The organism is Bowmanella pacifica, assembly GCF_014645355.1.
GTDB classification, from domain to species: Bacteria; Pseudomonadota; Gammaproteobacteria; order Enterobacterales; family Alteromonadaceae; genus Bowmanella; species Bowmanella pacifica.
In genome coordinates this window covers 1-17840 of the sequence record NZ_BMLS01000009.1, presented here as the reverse complement: position 1 = coordinate 17840, position 17840 = coordinate 1, and the positions used below count along the sequence as shown (strand labels likewise).

Sequence of the window (17840 nt, the reverse complement as noted above, 5' to 3'; positions counted from 1 at the left end):
AATTGATGGTGTTCGCCGGTGGCAAACGTCCTATTCACTCTCGCTGCGCTGTTTAGCTCGCTTACGCAACTGCAGGGTTTGCAGATGCAAGCTGGCTCGCACCAGTAATTCCTGGTCTTCTTCGCGCAGTCGGTTGAAAAACAGCGAGATATGGTACTGATCAGCAACAGGCTCGCAAGCAATAACTTCACCGTAGCAAAATACCGCGGCTGCTTCTTCTTCTAAAAACAGCCGCAATTCGCACTGCTGGCCGACCGGAATTGCTCGGGGTGAACACAGAACAATCCCCCCGCCACCAAAGGAATGGCTGACAAACTGTTCGTCCTGACGCATTTGCTCGTGCAATATATAGGACATCATCAGGTCGATTTTACGTGACTGATGATTGAGGAAAGTCACCAGGTCGGCGGCATGTTCACTGAGGTTACGCAGTGGGCGTAGGGCAGCCACTTCCAGTGCAGACATTTCACTGGCAATGCGAAAGGCATAGGGCATTTGCTCGACAAGTTGCTCTGCGCTTGGCAAAGCAAAATCAGCATCCAGTTCCCGCAGGTTAACCTTGATGGGATGTTTAATGCGGAAAAATTCATCGAACTGCTGACGCTTTTGTTCGAGGCTTGGTAACTCCATCCTGACTCCTTTGCCACCTGTCCGGTCATGCCGGTTCGGCCCTTGATTGTCCCTTAGCTTACACCTATTATCGGCCAACGATAAACAGGGCCTGCATCGAAAGGACTGGTCAGGGTGTTTATCAGTCAAATAATGACCAATGCATACTGCGGTATTGGTACGAGGAAAGCGACCAAAACAGATGTTTTATCCCATATCTGCCTATATCGGCTTGCGTTATGCCAGAGCCAGCAAGGGTAACCCCTTTATTGCATTTATTAATGCCTTTTCGGTGGCCGGTATTGCCCTTGGGCTGACAGCCTTGATTACGGTTTCATCGGTGATGAATGGCTTTGAAGGCGAATTGAAAAAGCGCATTCTGGGGATTAATCCCCATATTCTGGTGGATACCACCGACAGCGAAGCGGTCCGGCAGATTGGTCAGCTTAAGCATGTGCTGGCGACTACCCCCATGCTTGAATCTCAGGGGCTGTTACAGTCTCCCCGGGCCTTACATGGCGTGATGATTCAGGGCGTTGACCCGCAAACTATGCCTGCTAACGCCATTATCAGTAACCATATGATGTTGGGTGAGTTAAGCGCACTTAAAAGCGGGGAATATGGCCTGGTTCTGGGGCGTCCGCTGGCGGCCATGCTGGGACTTGGCCTGGGGGACAAAGTGCGTTTGCTTAGCGCAGATGCCAGTGTGTATACGCCACTGGGGCGTATGCCCAGTCAGCGGCAGTTTCGTATCACGGGGATTTTTGATGTGGGCTCTGAGCTGGATGATAAGGTGGTACTGATTCACCTTAACGATGCGCTTAAATTATTGCGCGGCAGTTATCCGGAACTGGCCAAAACCCGCTTGTTTCTCGACGATGCTTTTGCCTGGCAATCGGTAACCGCTGAGCTTGAGCAGATGGGGCTGGCTTCCAGCAACTGGCGGCAACGCCAGGGCCCTTTGTTTGATGCGGTAAATACAGAAAAGAACATGATGGCCCTGATGCTGGCTCTGATTATCGCGGTAGCGGCTTTTAACATTGTGTCGGCTATGGTGATGGTGGTGACGGAAAAGCGGGGGGATATCGCTATTCTCCGCACGCAGGGAATGCAAGGGGCTGATCTAATTAATGTTTTCTTAATTAACGGGTTGTATAACGGCATTAAAGGCACCTTGTTGGGGTTGGTCGGTGGTTTGTTGTTAGCCACACAGCTCAATAACTTGTTGGACATCTTCGGTGTTCACTTACTGGCAACGCCGGACGGCTCTGGCCTGCCCGTAGATATCCAAGCACATCAGGTGGCGATGATGTTGGGTTTGTCCTTGTTGCTGAGCCTGGTTGCCACCTTGTACCCTGCCATTCGGGCCGCCCGCGTGCAGCCAGCTCAGGCGTTGCGTGATGAATAATCTGGCCTTGTCAGAAATCAAAGGAACAATATGAAGTCGTTGTTAAGTTGCCTGCAACTGACCAAAGAATATGACGAAGGGCCACAGCCCGTCAGCGTGCTGGAAGATGTCAGCTTTGACGTGGGTATGGCTGAGCAACTGGCCATAGTCGGGAGCTCGGGATCCGGCAAGAGCACCTTATTGCATTTGCTGGGTGCGTTAGACACGCCTACCTCGGGTAAGGTGTTGTTTGACGGGCAGGACATATTTAGTTTCAGTGCAAAGCGTCAGGCTGCATTTCGCAATCAAAGTCTGGGGTTTGTGTATCAGTTTCACCATTTGCTGCCCGAGTTTTCTGCGCTGGAAAACGTTGCCATGCCGCTGCTTATTGGTGGGCTTCCCCAGCAACAAGCCAAAACCAGGGCATTGCAAATGTTGGAGCGGGTCGGCTTAAGTTCGCGTGCACAGCACAAGCCGGCGCAATTGTCCGGCGGTGAGCGTCAACGGGTGGCGATTGCCCGTGCCTTGGTTAATCAGCCTAAGCTAGTGTTAGCCGACGAACCTACCGGCAATCTGGATAATAAAACGGCTGAATCTATTTATATGTTGCTGCGCGAACTTACCCGTGATTTAGGTACCAGCTTTGTAGTAGTGACTCATGATCTGCACCTGGCAGAACGTTTGGATCGAACCTTAAGTCTGCATAACGGCAAGTTGGAGTCGGTGTTATGAGCACTGGCTGGCGCTTAAGCAGTCAGTTAGCCTGGCGGTTTCGCCGCAGTCGCGGACAAAGCGGCTTTACCTCTTTTATCTCGGCTTCATCTACCCTGGGCATTGCCCTGGGATGCTGCGTGATGATCTTATTGCTGTCGGTAATGAATGGCTTTGAACGTGAGCTCAAAGACAGGTTACTGGCGGTGTTGCCGCATGGTGAACTGACCGCAGTAACGCCGGAAGGGATCAATGACTGGCAGCAGCAAGTTCAACGTTTTCAGGCAGACCCTAATGTGCGTTATGTTGCCCCTGTTACTCAGATGGCCGCGATGTTGCAAAGTGCAGGGAAGATGAATGCGGTACAAGTTACAGGTATTGACACCAGATTTACCCCATCGACACGCATTCATTTAATGACGGCGCCCGAGCAATGGCAGGCGTTTGAGCAACAGCCCAATGGCATATTGCTTGGCCGCGGTATTATGAAAAAGCTCGGCGTCGAGGTCGGACAAAAAGTGCAGTTATTGATGCCGCAGCAAGGCGACAGTCAACATTTCAGACCTCCCAAATCGGTATGGTTTGATGTGGTGGGGGCGGCCGGTATTGGCGGTGAGTTGGTGGATAATCATCTGGCACTGATTCATCTTAGCAAGGCGTCGTCCATTCTTGGCGTAACGTCCGGCGCTCAGGGTTTGGAGTTTGGGTTTGCAGATCCGTTTCGCGCGCCGTTTTTAATGCGCGAACTGGGGATGGGGTTTGAACAGTATGTGTATATTTCCGACTGGACCCGCACCCATGGACACTTGTATCAGGACATTAAACTTGTGCGTGCGGTAGTGTATCTGGTGCTGACCTTGTTGATTGCCGTGGCCTGCTTCAACATAGTGTCGACATTGGTGATGGCGGTAAACGAAAAGCGCCGGGAAATTGCGATGCTAAAGACCATGGGGGCCAGGGATAGCCTGATTGTTAGTGCATTTATGCTACAAGGCTTGTTCAATGGCTTAATTGGTACCGCATTTGGTGTATTCAGTGGTTTAGTGCTGGCGTGGAAATTATCTGCTTTGGCCAGTGGTTTGGAAAGCCTGACCGGCATCACCTTGTTGTCTGGTGATATTTATTTTATTGATTTCTTACCCTCACAAATCCATCTCTTTGATGTGCTGGTTACTGCTGCCATCGCCCTTGGGCTGAGTAGCGCTGCTACTTTATATCCTGCGGTTAAGGCGGCTCGTATTGAACCTGCCAAGGTGCTTGGACACTAGCGACAATCCCTCTCAAATTGTATCTAAATGGCAACTGTGACGACCTTGGCTGGGGTCGCCGCCGTTGCATGCTGTCATTTTGTTGACTCGTTACTTCTTGCTAAAAAGCCCTTGGGGGCACGTATTGGCTTAGGTCGAGGCTGATTTTCTACTTGCTTACGTAGATCCCATGTGAGTTGGTTCAATTCTTGCTGCAATTTAGCTTTGGACAAATTGCACTGGGTGGGTGAACAAGGTGGGTCAACTCGCTGTCGGGGCTGAAAACATGCTTAAGTGGAATAAAAAAGCGGCCAATATCTGGATTGTATTGGTGGCTATATGTTGTTTTATCGTTCAAGGGGTTTTAGTTAACCTGTTGTTTCCATGGGTTATTTCTCCTTTGGTTTTGGCCTTTGCATGGCTAAAGTATCTACGTGCTCACGGATTTCCTGGCGCCTATGCTGCGGCCAACGGCTTTTTGTTTGGGGCCAGCATTAGCCTGTTATATGTCCATATTGATTGGTTTTTGGTCGCAGGTGTAAACCCTTCTATAAGCGGAACATTACCACAGGTATTTGTACTGGCTCCGCTACAGGCCTTTGTTATCGGTGGTTTGGTCTCCATGCTGAGTTATTTTGCCAGCCGTATCAGGCGTTGGTAGTGTGGCTTTTAGTGTAAAATTCAGTGACAGTCCTTTAAGGCTTTTAATACCTTAGAGTGAAATTCTCGCTGATACATGATCAACATGGTAATGACGGCCGTCAGCATAAATAACCTGGGATCGATAAACCAGGGTAGGGTAGATAAGGAAAAATAGGTGGCGCGCAATCCGTAGTTAAAGGAGTGAGCTGCTTGATCAATTACCTTGGCGGTGCGATTTGCGTATAGGTTCAGCTCTTCTTCGCTCATCTTATTGCCATTTGGGGCGGCACCTATTAGCACCCCGCCGAAACCATACTGGCGCAACGACCAGGTAAACTGAAAGAACGCAAAGACAAAGATCCCCACCAACAACAGTAATTTTATTTGAATTTGCTGGTTTGACTGTTCCGACAGACTTAACTGGTGGATCATGGCATTGATTTCTTCCACCGATGCGGTGGCTGTCAGCAAGCCGGCCAGGATCAGCAGGCAACTGGAGGCAAAAAAGGTAATGTTGCGTTCCAGTGTCGAGATAATTGATACATCGGCAACACGGTTTTCCCTGACCAACATTTCCGTCATCCAACGCGTCCGCTTGGCTCGCATTTCACTGGCTAAACAAGAGGTATGCTTGGCTTTGCGTTTGGCAAACAAGGTGTAGCCAATCCAGATGCTCAGGAACCAGAGCAGGGCAAGGGTATCAATTAAGTTCATAGAATGGATTTACTGATTACAATATTAAGGAATCTGCTAAACTGCGCGGCCCTATCGTACTGCCGTTCGCTCCTGGTAACACAGACAAAAGACTACCCCTAAATCATGACAAAAGAAATGCATATTGCCCTGGCCCCTATGGAAGGTGTGGTTGATCATCTGATGCGCGACATGCTGACTCGTGTGGGCGGCTTTGATCTGTGCGTGACCGAATTTATCAGAGTGGTAGACCAGTTGTTACCGCCGCGGGTGTTTTATCGTCTGTGTCCGGAATTACATACTGGCGGTAAAACCTTGGCCGGGGTGCCTGTCAGGGTGCAATTGCTGGGACAGGATCCTGGTTGCCTGGCTGACAATGCGGCTCGCGCGGTGGAACTGGGTTCGCCAGGTATTGATTTGAATTTTGGCTGTCCGGCCAAAACCGTCAATAAAAGTAAAGGGGGGGCGGTATTGCTGAAGGAAACCGACAGCCTGTACAACATCGTTCATGCCGTCAGACAAGCAGTTCCCCCGACACAGCCTGTCACCGCCAAAATGCGTCTGGGCTTTGAAGATAAGAGTCTAGCCATTGATAATGCCCTGGCTCTGGAAGCCGCCGGAGCAAGTCTGATTACTATTCACGCCCGTACTAAGGTGGAAGGCTATAACCCACCGGCCTACTGGGATTGGATTGCCAGAATCAAACAGCATGTGAAGATCCCTTTAGTCGCTAATGGCGAAATCTGGTCGGCAGAGGATGCGGTGCTTTGTCAGCAGCAGTCACAATGCCAAGCTATTATGCTGGGAAGGGGAGCGTTATCCTTGCCTAACCTGGCGGCCGTGATCAAGCAGCAAAGCGGCCCCATGAGTTGGGAGGAGGTGCGCCAGCTGTTGACCCGTTACTCCGGTTATGAAATTTATGGTGATAAAGGCAAGTATTACCCCAATAGGATAAAACAGTGGCTGGGATACCTGAAACGTCAGTATGTTGAGGCTGATGCGTTGTTTGCCCAGATCCGTGCCATGCAGTCTTCTGAGCAGATTGTTGAGGCGTTACAGCAGCCTTAAACTGGATTAACCAAAACTCTATCTGACACTTTTCATTTTAGAGCTTCACCAAACCTGACAGTCTGCTTTGTGCCAATAACGGACATTCAGTAACTCTTTTTTATAAGCATTCTTGCTCAATTTTTTCAAACTCAACCTTATATTCTGTTCGGGATATGCCCGCTTGATACACCGCGGCCTGAATATGATTTTGCCTTAATGCTTCCCAAACTCGATATTTAGTATCTCTGGATGAATTACTCCCTAAGTAAACACTTGATATAACGTCTTTGGGGATGTCGGTCAGGATAACATCCATTCCGTATTCATCTTTAGATGTAGCAAAGCGACTGTCGATGTGATTCAGAAATAGTCTCTCTTCCTCTTCATATGACCATTCGATTGGTTTCTCCCCAAATAGTTTCTGACGGTAGGCATAGTGACTGTCATTAACACTTGAACGTGCAGTTGTGTAAATTACAGGTAATGGTCTAACTATGTCCCCTTTTAAATCCCGTCTATGGAAAAATTCATGATGTTCATCAAAACCAATAACATAGCCTTTATTGCATGAAGCGTAATGTGACCACATTAACAGACTCGAATTCGTTCTAGACAATGATAATACCCCAAGGTGTTTCAAAAAATCTGTCAGGGCAAGACCAAGTTTGTGTGGATTAGAGATATCTTGAGCATTATTCAGGAAATCTTCTTTCATCTCCTCGTAAAGATTCCGATTTTCCTTTGTTTTTTCACTTTCCGGTGCTCTAGCCCAACACTCATCAAACTCTCTAAGCGTTTGATTAATTACAGGATTAATATCTTCACTGATATTTACTAGAGGGTAAGCTTCAAACGGGTCATTTAGAGATCTTAAAGGTGAAAACCTTATCTTAAGGTTTTCAATAACATCTAGGCGGTCAACTGGCAGATATTTGAAAAGCACTACACCTTCCTTAATACTTTTAACGCATAGCGAAGCGGCAGCCCGTCAGGAACGTCTGCCCTCCACGCCTTATTACGTGCTCTCACCTTCAGGAAAGAGTTGATTAATAAAGTCCGCACAGACTGCGATGTGTTGAATGCAGTCTCCCACCAACATCGATGAACCGTGAGCTTGAGAATTTCTAAGATCAGGAATACCCTTGAGCATCGCTCTGCACCACTCGTTGTCTGGTGACGGATTCTCAATGTGGCGGAACCCCGCATCAGAAATCCAACCATTCTGAAGCGCCATGCGGAGCAGTTTGCCCAACATCATACGATTTTCAGGCTTCGCTTTGAGCTTTAGAGCGTGCTCTATCACTGTATAGGTTTTCAAATGCACTTCCGGCGCTAGCGCATAGAAATAGTAGCTATAAAGTGCCATGTTTCTTGCGACATTGAATTGCCCTTTAACCTCATCAGGAACTTCGCGGTTTAGATGCTCTTGCGATAATAAATCGTGCATTTTTTCTAGGCTAGGAACGCTGCCGCAAACAGCACCAAGAAGACGGTGCTTTTCGTCCATTTTGGTCAGTTCTTCAAGACTCTTGAGTTGCTCCATAGTTCCCTATGCCTTACACGTAATAGCGAATTATACCGGCCATGCAAAGTCGGCTATCTTACAAGCTACATTACCTTGCAAGGTTAAAAAGTCCAATGTCCGCTATTCGTTCATCTGAGCCGCCATACTTAACTCTCCGAACAACAGGAGATTAATCATGGCTGTTCAACAAGTAGTACCCTGGAACAAAGATCGCATCATCGGACAGAAAAAGCCACTTCAGATATCTCATATTTAGGGTATCCGTATCAGGCTAGAACTGGAAGGTAAGACACGGGATTTAGCCCTCTTTTATCTTGGTCTTGATAGCAAGCTCAGAGGCTGAGATTTGGTCAAACTTAAGGTGTCAGATGTTGCTTGCGGGCGCTCAATATTAACCCGTACTCACGTTGTACAACAGAAAACAGGCTGTCCAGTGCAGTTCGAAATCACGCAAGGAACTAGAGAGTCCCTTTCCGCATGGATAAAGAAAGCAAACTTGTTAGGCTCGGATTACTTGTTTAAGCCCAGGATTACTGACTCGGAACACATCTCAACCCGGCAATACAGTCGTATTTTCCATGGTTGGATTCAGAAGCTGTGGCTTGATGCATCGCTATACAGCACCCACTCAATGAGGAGAACCAAACCTTATCTAATCTACAAGAAGACTAGGAATCTTAGAGTCATCCAGCTCTTGCTGGGCCACAAGAAGCTGGAAAGCACAGTGCGGTATCTTGGAATTGAAGTAGACGATGCATTAGAGATTTCAGAATCCATTGAAGTCTAAGAGCAAAAGGGCTGCATGAGCAACCCTCTTGTGCCAAATGCCTCCGTTCGAGTTTTGAGGTCTGGCGGCTGCGTACGTTAAGCGGACCTTAGGATAAATAATCTCCCCACCTCAAAGGACAGTAGACTACAGCCACCTATCTATGGACTCTAATGGATTATTTCATGGACTATTTTTTCATACTCAAATCATTGAATAATATGGTTTAAATCAATAAAGCAATCCTTTCTTCGGCATACTGTTTCTAGATACAATATTGAAACTTCGTTAAAAAAGAGCCTAATCAATAGTATTAGGAACAGCTGATGAGTGAGTTAACTAGTTTATTCAAATCAATATTGAGTCTACCGACGGAGCATCTTGCGCTACTAATTGTCGGTTTGTCGTTGGTAGTAGTGTTTTGTGCATTGCGAATAGTGGTAAAAGTATTGGAACCAGCCAAAGCTAAGGAGAGTAAGTAATGCTTGAATGGACAAAAATACCCAGCGTTAGGTTTTTAGATTTTGAGGATTCTCCGCTGCATAAAATGAAATGGAGTGGAGACGCCAAGTCAGACTACATTGCTGCCCTTATGTTACTTATAGTTTTGTCTCATCATGCTAGCGATAAAGATAGTTTAGCGAATGGGCGGTTGGGTGATACCCAAATGTCTTACGATAAGCTTACAGAATTGTTGGGCATAAGTAGAACGAAGGTCTCTAATGGTATAAGAGTTCTTGAGAGCCTTTCACTCATAAAGGTGAGTAGTAATAAGAGGCCTAATATCTTCACAATAATAGGTCTTGCCGATGGAGCAAGATGGGGTAAGTTGCCAGCTAAAGGGCTATATGACAAAAAACTTTCAAAGGTAAAAGTTTTTGAGTCATTCAAGTTAAGAAGCAAAGTTGAATTAAACGCTCTTAAGATTTATTTAGTCGTTGTTGCATTTAGAGATAGTCAGATTGGATGCACTAAGCTCGGGTATGAAAAAATCACCAAATACGCTGCTGTACAACGAAATGATATTAAACCTGCTTTGTCTTTCTTAATCGCAAATGACTTTTTACAAATCGATACTGAAGTCACCGACTTAAATCAGTTCAGCAATACAAATGTATATTGGCTTAGACATATCGAGCCCCATAAACACCGAGGAACTATTGGGCGAAAGGATGCAACTCAAAGTGCTGAAGTTGCTTCCTCGTCATAGTTTGAATCGCCACCACTTTAGTCGACATACTCCAGCTTCGATAAATTAGCGTGACGGTTACTCTTTTACTCGACACGCGAAGGTCCGAAGTTTGTCTGAAACTGACTGTTGGGGCTGGCCGCTTGGCAACAGTGAACGTAAAGTTGCCCTTCGGCGTCGTGAATAGTTAAGTCCGGAAAGAGCGATTACCAGACCGTCACTACCGCCAATATTATTAAGTTTCATAATCAATGATTGCCTTTTCCATCTCATCGATCCCGGTGCAAATCTTATCTCTAAATTCTTCATATTTTTCGTTTGAACCAAATGGTGCTGCCTGATGAGCTATTCTGTTCCTTCTATCACGCCACTTTGTTGAGCCGTTTTTACTTTGTGTATTCATGATTTCAGTTACTACTGGAAGACCACCCATATACCCTGAAATAACCTTAACATCAGGAATCTTTTCCGGCTCTTGGAGCGAAAACGATTTGATAGCAGACGGTTGCTTGTTGTTCTGGCCGTCAAGATAATCCTTCCAAGCACATACTTGTTCGTATAATTCTTCACGCTTTCGAACCACTTCTATGATTTTCAATCCCTTTTCCAAAACGGCCCATAAGGATAGATATGCCATTTCATTCGACTCGGCGGCCTCGTACACTAAAGCTCTTTCCGTTTGTTCCTTCTTAATTGTCCGAAATTCCTCGATCATGGCTTCTTGAAACTTATCATGTAAATGAATCACTAATGGCATATTACAGCTTTACGCTGTCAGGTCATACACTTAGGAGTTCGCAAAACTGGCTGGTGAAAAATAAAGCGGATCGATTCGATGAGCATCAGCCCGAACGGCTGCAATTTGTCTTAAGCAGACGGACACCAATGAGCTAATCAGTGTCCGTTTTTCGCTCTTTGCTGACTGTCAGGTCGAGTCTAACATTCCTAGCATAAGTGTCAGATCAAATATGAGTCACTGCACTTAAACCGATGGTCTGTATCAGTCAACAGACTGTCGCAATGAGCTTGATCCAGTTTAGTTAATTTGTTGTATTGATTTTTCCTAAAACCATAAGCGGTGAACCCGCGCGGACTTACAGGGATATCATGACAAAACAACAACAAACAGGGCGCTTGCTATTGGCTACCCTGACAATGGCGGTGCTGGCCGCCTGCGGTCAGAAGGCTGAAAAAGAAGCCTCGGCGCCACTGGTCGAGATTAATAAAGACCCCTATCCCAGTACTTACCAGGCACTCCCTTCACCTGCCACCTTAATTACCAATGTCAGTATTTTAGACGGGCTGGGTGGGCAGATTGATAAGGGCTCGGTACTTTTTCAAGACGGTAAAATCGTGGCAGTGGGCAGCGACGTTGACGCCCCGCAGGATGCCATTGTTATTGACGGTAAAGGCAAATGGCTCACCCCGGGTATTATCGATGCACATAGTCATTTAGGGGTGTATGCCACACCGGACGGCCCTTCTCACTCCGACGGAAATGAAATGACCAAACCGGTAACGGCGCAGGTTTGGGCTGAGCATTCTATTTGGCCTCAAGACCCGGGTTTTCGTCGCGCATTGGCCGGCGGGGTAACAGCACTGCAAATTCTGCCAGGCTCGGCTAACCTGGTGGGCGGTCGTTCCGTGACCGTCAAGAACCTGCCCGGTCGCACCATTCAGGATATGAAATTCCCTGATGCTCCTTACGGCCTGAAGATGGCGTGTGGCGAAAACCCCAAGCGGGTGTATGGCAATAAGGGTGGACCTGCCACCCGTATGGGTAACGTGGCAGGCTATCGCCAGGCCTGGTCTGATGCGCAGGACTACCAACGTAAATGGGATAAATATACCCAAGAGCATAAAGCTGGTAAGAACCCCACGCCGCCTAAACGTGATTTAACCCTGGATACCCTGGCCGGGGTATTGAATGGCGAAATCCTGGTGCATATGCACTGTTACCGGGCTGATGATATGGGCACCATGCTGGATTTGATGAAAGAGTTTGATTACAAAATCACCTCCTTCCAGCATGCGGTTGAAGCCTACAAAATTGCCGACCGGTTAGCCGATGACCAGGTGTGTTCTGCTATGTGGGCGGATTGGTGGGGCTTTAAAATGGAAGCCTATGACGGTATCCGTGAGAATATCCCCATGGTACATAAAGCGGGTGCGTGCGCCATTGTGCATTCGGATAGTGACCTGGGCATTCAGCGATTAAATCAGGAGGCGGCCAAGGCACTAGGTGATGGTCAGCGTGCCGGTATTGATATTAGTAAAGCGGTGGCCTGGCAGTGGCTGTCAGCCAATCCGGCCAAATCCCTCGGCATCTTTGATAAAACCGGCTCGCTGGAAGTGGGCAAAAATGCCGATCTGGTATTGTGGAGCGCCGATCCGTTTTCAAGTTATGCGCAGGCCGAACGGGTATACATTGATGGTGGATTGGCATTCGATCGCCAGCGCCCAGACAGCTGGCCGGTGTCAGACTTTGAGTTAGGCCAACCCGGTGAAGGAGACGTAAAATGAAAAAGACCAGTATCGCCTTACTCACCGGTCTGCTAAGCCTGACCGCGCAGGCAGACAACATTGCCGTGGTGGGAGGCTATGTCCATACCCTATCTGAGCAGGGCAGTGTAAACAATGCTACGGTATTGATCCGCGATGGCCGCATCGAAGCCATTGGTGAAGGGATTGAGATCCCCGCGCATTTTCGTGTCATTGATGCCAAGGGGAAAATTGTTACTCCTGGTTTGATGGGGGCCTATACCTCAGTGGGGCTGGTGGAAGTGGGTTCTTCTGCCGGTACTGTGGATGCCAGTTATAAACCGCAGGATTTTTCCAAAGCGGGTGCCGCATTGGATGTTTCCTATGCCATCAACCCCGATAACTCGGTGGTGGATGTGACGCGTATTGAAGGCTTTACCCTGGCGGCGACCGGTATGTCCAGTACTCATACCCTATTTGGCGGTCAGGGCGCCATCATCAGCCTGGGAGACGATGACAACCTGGTTAAAGCCAAAGCCTTTATGACGGTGTCTGTCAGTAATGCTGGGGCCGATGACGCAGGTGGCAGCCGCGCCGCCCTGTGGCCGCAAATTGAAAATGCCATTGCTGAGGCGCAGTCACTAAAAGGCAGAGCGCTTGGGCCTAAGGACGAGTGGCATGGTCAGTTGAGTAAGATGGATGTTAATGCGCTGATTCCTGTGGTTACAGGCAAGATGCTGTTGGTTGTGGATGCGCGGCGCGTGTCTGATATCCGTCAGGTTCTGGCCTTTAAAGCACGACATCCGAAGATCAATCTGGCGCTATTACGTGCTACCGAAGGTTGGCGAATTGCCGGTGAGATTGCTGAAGCTCGGGTCCCTGTCATTCTCGATCCAGAGCCAAACCTGCCCTATGCCTTTGATATGCTGGGCTCAACTATGGCCAATGCCGGTCGCTTAGACGCCGCTGGCGTGCAAGTATCTATTGGGGTGGATACCCATAACTTGCGACTGGCTACCCAGCACGCTGGTAATGCGGTGGCCAATGGTTTGCCCTGGCAGGATGGCCTGGCTGCACTGACCATTAATACCGCTAAGTTGTTTGGTATTGATAAGGATTATGGCAGCTTGGAGAAGGGTAAGGTTGCTGATCTGGTGATATGGTCAGGGGATCCGCTGGAAGTAATGCATGCCCCTGAGCAGGTACTGATAAAAGGGCAACCTATTAAGGTGGAATCCCGTCAAACCAAGCTCAGAGATCGCTATTTGACTCTGGAGCGAGATACGCCGCATCAGTATATGCGTCCCTAAATCAAAAAAGCGCCTGCGGGCGCTTTTTTTCTATGGGGTTTAATTCAGACTCTGGTGTTGCCGCTACTAGGCTTGAGTATTCACCAGTGTACCCACTCGCTGGTTGGGGTCGGGTTGACTGCGCTGAACTTCTAATTCAGCTTGGCGCTGCTGCTGATCGGCCTGACGCACATCCTGTTGCTGCTCTTGTCGGGGCTGTGGCTGAACCGTCTGCACATTGGCACCGGCTACTGATCCAATTTCCATCTTCACTCACCTCGTTATTCAATCCTGATGGTTGATAGAGTGTAGTTCATCTTGCGACTACTTGGTTAAAAGTGGCTCCAGTTGCTGGCGCATAAATTCCGCAATCAGGGGCTGTGCTTCTTCGTTCGGGTGAATACGGTCTTTTTGCATCAGTTCAGGATTAAGGGCGACCTCTTCAAGTAAAAAGGGTAGCAGCGGCACATCGTTGGCTTTGGCAAGCTGATCGAAACTGTCTGTGAACATTTGCGTATAGCGTCTGCCGTAATTAGTGGGGATCTGCATTTTTTGCAGCAGTACCACCACATCTTCTTTGCGGGCCAGTGCAATCATGGCTTCAATATTGGCTTTAAATTTATCTACCGGGTAACCACGTAAACCATCATTTCCCCCTAATTCAATGAGCAGATGGCTGGGTTGGTGCTGCTTAAGTAAGCGGGGCAGGCGAGCCAACCCGCCGTCTGTGGTTTCGCCACTGATGGCAGCGTTGACTATAGTGATCCCATCGTCCTGCCACGAATTTTGTAACAAACTCACCCAGCCTTGTTCTTGCTTCATACCATAGGCTGCGCTTAGGCTGTCACCTAACACCAGTAATTTGACCTGCGCCGCCTTTAATTGATCCGAAAAGCACAGCAGGGGTATAACAATCAGGATAACCTTGAGAGCTGAATACACGATGACGTTGACCTCCAATATGATAAGTACCAAGGCCATTACCAAAACAGTGACAACCAGCCAGGGTGAGTTACAGATCCTTCAACCTATCAGTTTTGATGTCAAGGCTGGCGAGACTGTTGCCATTGTTGGCGCGTCAGGTTCGGGAAAATCGACCTTGCTGGGATTGCTCGCCGGTCTGGACCAGGTCTCCAGTGGCGAGATTTATCTGGATAACCAACCCTTGCATACTATGGATGAAGAGCAGCGGGCTCGCCTGCGCGGTGAAAAGGTTGGCTTTATCTTCCAAAGCTTTATGTTGGTGCAGAGTCTGACGGCGCTAGAAAATATTATGCTGCCAGCCGAGATTGCCGGTTTAAAGGATGCCCGCAAGCGTGCCCAGGAGGCCCTTGAGCAGGTGGGCTTGTCACATCGTGGCAGCCATTATCCTAACCAGTTAAGTGGCGGGGAGCAGCAACGGGTGGCTATTGCCAGGGCCTTTATTACCCGGCCAAAAATCCTGTTTGCTGATGAGCCCACAGGGAATCTGGATGCGGCTAACGGCGAAAAAATTGAAAATCTGCTGTTTGATTTAAACCAGCAACTTGGCACCACGCTGATTCTGGTTACCCATGACAATGAGCTAGCCGCTCGTTGTCAGCGGCAGTTGAAAATGCAGGGTGGGGTGCTGGAAGATACTTCGGTAACGGCGGTGGAAGGGCAGCGTCATGTTGGGTAATTCAATGGCACTGAGCCTGTCATGGCGATTGTTTCGTCATGAAGCGAGGCGAGGGGAACTGACGGTTATTTTGCTGGCCATTGTGTTGTCGGTGGCCTCGGTACTGTCATTGTCTTTGTTCAGTGAACGTCTGCAAACTGCGCTGTCTGACCGAAGTGCTGAGTTTCTGGCTGCCGACCGCATGTTGGGGTCGGATAAACCCGTACCACAGGCCTGGCTGGATGAGGCCCGTGAACGCGGGCTGGCGGTATCACAGCGTAATCAATTACGCTCCATGGCGTTTGCCAATGACAAGATGATGCTGGCAGATGTGAGGGCCGTAGATGAGTTCTATCCCCTAAAAGGCGTGGTCAAGGTCTCGGATACACCTTTTGGTCTGCCACAAGAAACCCGTGCCTTACCCGCCCCGGGGGAGGTCTGGATTGGCTCGCGGTTGTTTCAGGTGTTGGGTATATCACTGGGCGACGAGCTGGAAATAGGCGATAAAGCCTTTGTGGTCAGCAAAGCCGTGATTGAATTGCCGGACGGGGGCTTTAACCTGTTTGGCGGCGATCCTGTGGTGCTAATGAACCTGGCCGACCTGCCAGCGACTAATGTGACCGGGCCGGGCAGTCGTACCGACTACGATTACCTGTTTGCTGGTGATGATAGTGCGCTGGAAGATTATTATGCCTACCTTAAACCCCAGCTTAACCGTGAACTGCATTACTGGCGCTCGGTGAAAGACGAGGATTCCCCTCTGGGGCGGTCGGTGAAACGCGCCGAGCAGTATTTCCTGCTGGCCAGTTTGTTGGCCATTGTGTTGGCGGCAGTCTCCATTGCCGTGGCCGCGCAGCGTTACAGTCAGCGCCATTACGACCCGGTCGCCATTATGAAAACCCTGGGCGCCCCGGCTGCCATGGTTAGACGGATTTACTTGCTGCAAATCCTGTTTATTACCTTGCTTGGCATTCTGGCAGGGGGTGTTGTGGGCTATGCCATCCAGCAACTTATCGCCAGTCTGATTGCCGATAAAGTGCCGGTGGCGCTGGATGCCTGGTACTGGCGGCCATTCTTTATCGCGGTATTTACCGGCCTGGTCTGTGCCATGCTGTTTTCCCTGTATCCCCTGTTAAGGCTGTTTTCTGTGCCGCCTCTTAGGGTCTTGCGGCGGGACTTAGGTGCCGGCATGGGCTCCAAAGGATTACAGTTTGGTGCCGCTGGCCTGGCTATTTTCTTGTTGATGTGGGCCTACAGCGGCAATCTGAAAATCAGTGCCATCCTGCTGGGGAGTGGACTGCTGCTGGTGGTGTCGTTAATGCTGGTGACCTTGGGTCTGATTGCAATAGGGCGAAAGCTGGGGCAGGGGCGAATGGGGGCCTGGCAACTTGCCTGGGCGCGTATATCCCGCCGGGCCATGGATAACTCGGTGCAACTGATCAGCTTCGCGGTAACTATTATGCTGCTGCTAGTGGTGCTGGTGATGCGCAACGATATGGTACAGCAATGGCGAAACCAGCTACCTGAAGGTACGCCGAACTATTTTATGATCAATATCACCGAGCAGCAGTTACCGACACTAGAGCAGCATTTTGCCGAGCGTGGTGTGGATATTGAGCAGTTTTATCCGGTGGTCCGAGGGCGCTTTGCGGCGATTAACCAAGAGACGATCCGCACCGATGTCAGCAAGGAAGACGACAGTAATACCCGCGGACGTCAGGGGCTGGGACGTGAAGCAAACCTGACCTGGAGTAACAGCCTGCAGCATGAAAACCATGTCGTACAAGGTCAATGGCATGGTGATGAAGCCGCCAGCGATACGCCCAGAGTCTCGGTGGAAAAAGAAGTGGCGCAGCGCCTGGATATTAAGATGGGGGATATGCTGACCTTTAATATCGGCAGTGAGGTGGTGCAGGCAAAAGTGACCAGCGTCCGTGAAGTGAATTGGCAAACCATGCAGCCGAATTTCTTCTTTGTGTTGGAACCGCGCAGTATGGCCAACTTTTCGCCCACTTATATCACCAGTTTTCACTTAGACAGCGATAAAAAGCCGGAATTGGCCGGATTAATGGCACCGTTTCCCACCGTCAGCCTGTTTGATGTGGATGCACGTATTAATCAGTTACGCAGTATCGTCGAGCAGGTGTCCATGGCCGTAGAGTTCATTTTGGTGCTGGTTTTGTGTGCCGGTACCTTAGTGCTGGTGGCGCAGGTTCAGTCCAGTATGGATGAGCGCATGCAGGAGCTGGCCATACTCCGTACTCTCGGGGCCAAAGGGCTGCTGATCCGTATGAGTGTGGTGATGGAGTTTGTGATTATTGGTCTGGTAGCCGGTTTAATGGCGGCCATGGCTAATGAGCTGGCGTTGTATATGCTGCAGACCCAGATATTTAATATGCAGGCGAGTATTCACTGGAATTTCTGGTTGCTGGCGCCGCTGGTGGGCGCGCTGGTGGTTGGTATTCTGGGCGCGCTTAGTTGCTGGCGGCTGTTGTCCTTTAATACCAGTGAGCTGCTTAGGCGTATGATTTAATAAGAAACGGGCGAAAGCCTAATGCCAGTCAGTTAAGCTGACTGGCATTTTTCTTTGTGGGGTATTTATTGGGTTTTCT

Annotated in this window: 18 protein-coding genes; 11 read left to right on the top strand and 7 right to left on the bottom strand. The window is 49.1% G+C overall.

Features of this window, described 5'->3' with window-relative positions:
* Positions 1-30: 30 nt before the first annotated feature.
* On the bottom strand, positions 31-630 hold the full coding sequence (locus tag IEX02_RS19135; protein ID WP_188699029.1) for a PilZ domain-containing protein: 600 nt from the start codon (positions 628-630) through the stop codon (positions 31-33).
* 181 nt (positions 631-811) lie between these two features.
* Here IEX02_RS19135 and IEX02_RS19130 point away from each other — a divergent pair, with 181 nt between their 5' ends.
* From IEX02_RS19130 to IEX02_RS19115, 4 genes are all read left to right on the top strand, one after another.
* Complete coding sequence (locus IEX02_RS19130; RefSeq protein WP_188699028.1) at positions 812-2017, top strand: lipoprotein-releasing ABC transporter permease subunit; 1206 nt, start codon at positions 812-814, stop codon at positions 2015-2017.
* A 30-nt stretch (positions 2018-2047) separates the two neighbouring features.
* The gene (gene lolD, locus IEX02_RS19125; protein WP_188699027.1) at positions 2048-2728 is read left to right on the top strand and encodes a lipoprotein-releasing ABC transporter ATP-binding protein LolD; all 681 of its coding nucleotides are present in this window, start codon (positions 2048-2050) and stop codon (positions 2726-2728) included.
* Entirely contained in the window at positions 2725-3975 is a 1251-nt protein-coding gene (locus tag IEX02_RS19120; protein ID WP_188699026.1) for a lipoprotein-releasing ABC transporter permease subunit, read from the top strand. Before lolD ends, IEX02_RS19120 begins: the two co-directional genes overlap by 4 nt.
* A 265-nt stretch (positions 3976-4240) precedes the next feature.
* Positions 4241-4615: a hypothetical protein gene (locus IEX02_RS19115; RefSeq protein WP_188699025.1), complete on the top strand. Its 375-nt coding sequence runs from the start codon at positions 4241-4243 to the stop codon at positions 4613-4615.
* Between the two features lie 20 nt (positions 4616-4635).
* Here IEX02_RS19115 and IEX02_RS19110 read toward each other — a convergent pair whose 3' ends face one another.
* Entirely contained in the window at positions 4636-5310 is a 675-nt protein-coding gene (locus IEX02_RS19110; protein WP_188699023.1) for a DUF599 domain-containing protein, read from the bottom strand.
* 117 nt (positions 5311-5427) lie between these two features.
* Between IEX02_RS19110 and IEX02_RS19105 the strand changes: the two genes are divergently transcribed.
* The gene (locus IEX02_RS19105; RefSeq protein WP_188699208.1) at positions 5428-6357 is read left to right on the top strand and encodes a tRNA-dihydrouridine synthase; all 930 of its coding nucleotides are present in this window, start codon (positions 5428-5430) and stop codon (positions 6355-6357) included.
* Between the two features lie 100 nt (positions 6358-6457).
* Here IEX02_RS19105 and IEX02_RS19100 read toward each other — a convergent pair whose 3' ends face one another.
* Positions 6458-7282, bottom strand: coding sequence for a DUF2971 domain-containing protein (locus IEX02_RS19100; RefSeq protein WP_188699021.1), 825 nt, complete (start codon positions 7280-7282; stop codon positions 6458-6460).
* Between the two features lie 72 nt (positions 7283-7354).
* The gene (locus tag IEX02_RS19095) at positions 7355-7882 is read right to left on the bottom strand and encodes a hypothetical protein (protein ID WP_188699018.1); all 528 of its coding nucleotides are present in this window, start codon (positions 7880-7882) and stop codon (positions 7355-7357) included.
* 328 nt (positions 7883-8210) lie between these two features.
* Here IEX02_RS19095 and IEX02_RS19090 point away from each other — a divergent pair, with 328 nt between their 5' ends.
* Complete coding sequence (locus IEX02_RS19090; RefSeq protein ID WP_373285044.1) at positions 8211-8651, top strand: tyrosine-type recombinase/integrase; 441 nt, start codon at positions 8211-8213, stop codon at positions 8649-8651.
* Between the two features lie 460 nt (positions 8652-9111).
* Positions 9112-9840 carry a hypothetical protein gene (locus tag IEX02_RS19085; RefSeq protein ID WP_188699016.1) on the top strand — a complete coding sequence of 243 codons (729 nt, stop codon included), beginning with the start codon at positions 9112-9114 and terminating at the stop codon, positions 9838-9840.
* 214 nt (positions 9841-10054) lie between these two features.
* Here the strand turns inward: IEX02_RS19085 and IEX02_RS19080 are convergent, their stop codons facing one another.
* A complete protein-coding gene (locus IEX02_RS19080) occupies positions 10055-10576 on the bottom strand; it encodes a hypothetical protein (protein ID WP_188699014.1) in 522 nt (173 codons plus the stop codon).
* Positions 10577-10926: 350 nt separating this feature from the next.
* Between IEX02_RS19080 and IEX02_RS19075 the strand changes: the two genes are divergently transcribed.
* Together IEX02_RS19075 and IEX02_RS19070 are read left to right on the top strand one after the other, a co-directional pair.
* Positions 10927-12342 (top strand): amidohydrolase, encoded by a 1416-nt coding sequence (locus IEX02_RS19075; RefSeq protein WP_188699012.1) that lies wholly within the window; start codon positions 10927-10929, stop codon positions 12340-12342.
* Positions 12339-13610: an amidohydrolase family protein gene (locus tag IEX02_RS19070; RefSeq protein WP_188699010.1), complete on the top strand. Its 1272-nt coding sequence runs from the start codon at positions 12339-12341 to the stop codon at positions 13608-13610. The genes IEX02_RS19075 and IEX02_RS19070 overlap by 4 nt, the downstream gene beginning before the upstream one ends.
* 66 nt (positions 13611-13676) lie before the next feature.
* On the opposite strand, the gene IEX02_RS19065 is transcribed toward IEX02_RS19070, so the two are convergent.
* Positions 13677-13856, bottom strand: a complete 180-nt coding sequence (locus IEX02_RS19065; RefSeq protein WP_188699008.1) for a hypothetical protein — start codon at positions 13854-13856, stop codon at positions 13677-13679.
* Between the two features lie 57 nt (positions 13857-13913).
* A complete protein-coding gene (locus IEX02_RS19060) occupies positions 13914-14570 on the bottom strand; it encodes an arylesterase (RefSeq protein ID WP_188699005.1) in 657 nt (218 codons plus the stop codon).
* Between IEX02_RS19060 and IEX02_RS19055 the strand changes: the two genes are divergently transcribed.
* Positions 14533-15249, top strand: coding sequence for an ABC transporter ATP-binding protein (locus IEX02_RS19055; RefSeq protein ID WP_229702298.1), 717 nt, complete (start codon positions 14533-14535; stop codon positions 15247-15249). The two genes, IEX02_RS19060 and IEX02_RS19055, sit on opposite strands and share 38 nt — an antisense overlap.
* Positions 15239-17761 (top strand): ABC transporter permease, encoded by a 2523-nt coding sequence (locus IEX02_RS19050; RefSeq protein WP_229702297.1) that lies wholly within the window; start codon positions 15239-15241, stop codon positions 17759-17761. The genes IEX02_RS19055 and IEX02_RS19050 overlap by 11 nt, the downstream gene beginning before the upstream one ends.
* Positions 17762-17840: the final 79 nt, after the last annotated feature.

Bases quoted from the DNA above. Each gene is read 5' to 3' on its own strand.
- IEX02_RS19055 (WP_229702298.1), top strand. From the start codon at position 14,533: ATGACGTTGACCTCCAATATGATAAGTACCAAGGCCATTACCAAAACA.
- IEX02_RS19075 (WP_188699012.1), top strand. From the start codon at position 10,927: ATGACAAAACAACAACAAACAGGGCGCTTGCTATTGGCTACCCTGACA.
- IEX02_RS19120 (WP_188699026.1), top strand. From the start codon at position 2,725: ATGAGCACTGGCTGGCGCTTAAGCAGTCAGTTAGCCTGGCGGTTTCGC.
- IEX02_RS19115 (WP_188699025.1), top strand. From the start codon at position 4,241: ATGCTTAAGTGGAATAAAAAAGCGGCCAATATCTGGATTGTATTGGTG.
- IEX02_RS19060 (WP_188699005.1), bottom strand. From the start codon at position 14,570: ATGGCCTTGGTACTTATCATATTGGAGGTCAACGTCATCGTGTATTCA.
- IEX02_RS19105 (WP_188699208.1), top strand. From the start codon at position 5,428: ATGCATATTGCCCTGGCCCCTATGGAAGGTGTGGTTGATCATCTGATG.
- IEX02_RS19065 (WP_188699008.1), bottom strand. From the start codon at position 13,856: ATGGAAATTGGATCAGTAGCCGGTGCCAATGTGCAGACGGTTCAGCCA.
- lolD (WP_188699027.1), top strand. From the start codon at position 2,048: ATGAAGTCGTTGTTAAGTTGCCTGCAACTGACCAAAGAATATGACGAA.
- IEX02_RS19135 (WP_188699029.1), bottom strand. From the start codon at position 630: ATGGAGTTACCAAGCCTCGAACAAAAGCGTCAGCAGTTCGATGAATTT.
- IEX02_RS19070 (WP_188699010.1), top strand. From the start codon at position 12,339: ATGAAAAAGACCAGTATCGCCTTACTCACCGGTCTGCTAAGCCTGACC.
- IEX02_RS19080 (WP_188699014.1), bottom strand. From the start codon at position 10,576: ATGCCATTAGTGATTCATTTACATGATAAGTTTCAAGAAGCCATGATC.
- IEX02_RS19085 (WP_188699016.1), top strand. From the start codon at position 9,112: ATGCTTGAATGGACAAAAATACCCAGCGTTAGGTTTTTAGATTTTGAG.
- IEX02_RS19110 (WP_188699023.1), bottom strand. From the start codon at position 5,310: ATGAACTTAATTGATACCCTTGCCCTGCTCTGGTTCCTGAGCATCTGG.
- IEX02_RS19130 (WP_188699028.1), top strand. From the start codon at position 812: ATGTTTTATCCCATATCTGCCTATATCGGCTTGCGTTATGCCAGAGCC.
- IEX02_RS19095 (WP_188699018.1), bottom strand. From the start codon at position 7,882: ATGGAGCAACTCAAGAGTCTTGAAGAACTGACCAAAATGGACGAAAAG.
- IEX02_RS19050 (WP_229702297.1), top strand. From the start codon at position 15,239: ATGTTGGGTAATTCAATGGCACTGAGCCTGTCATGGCGATTGTTTCGT.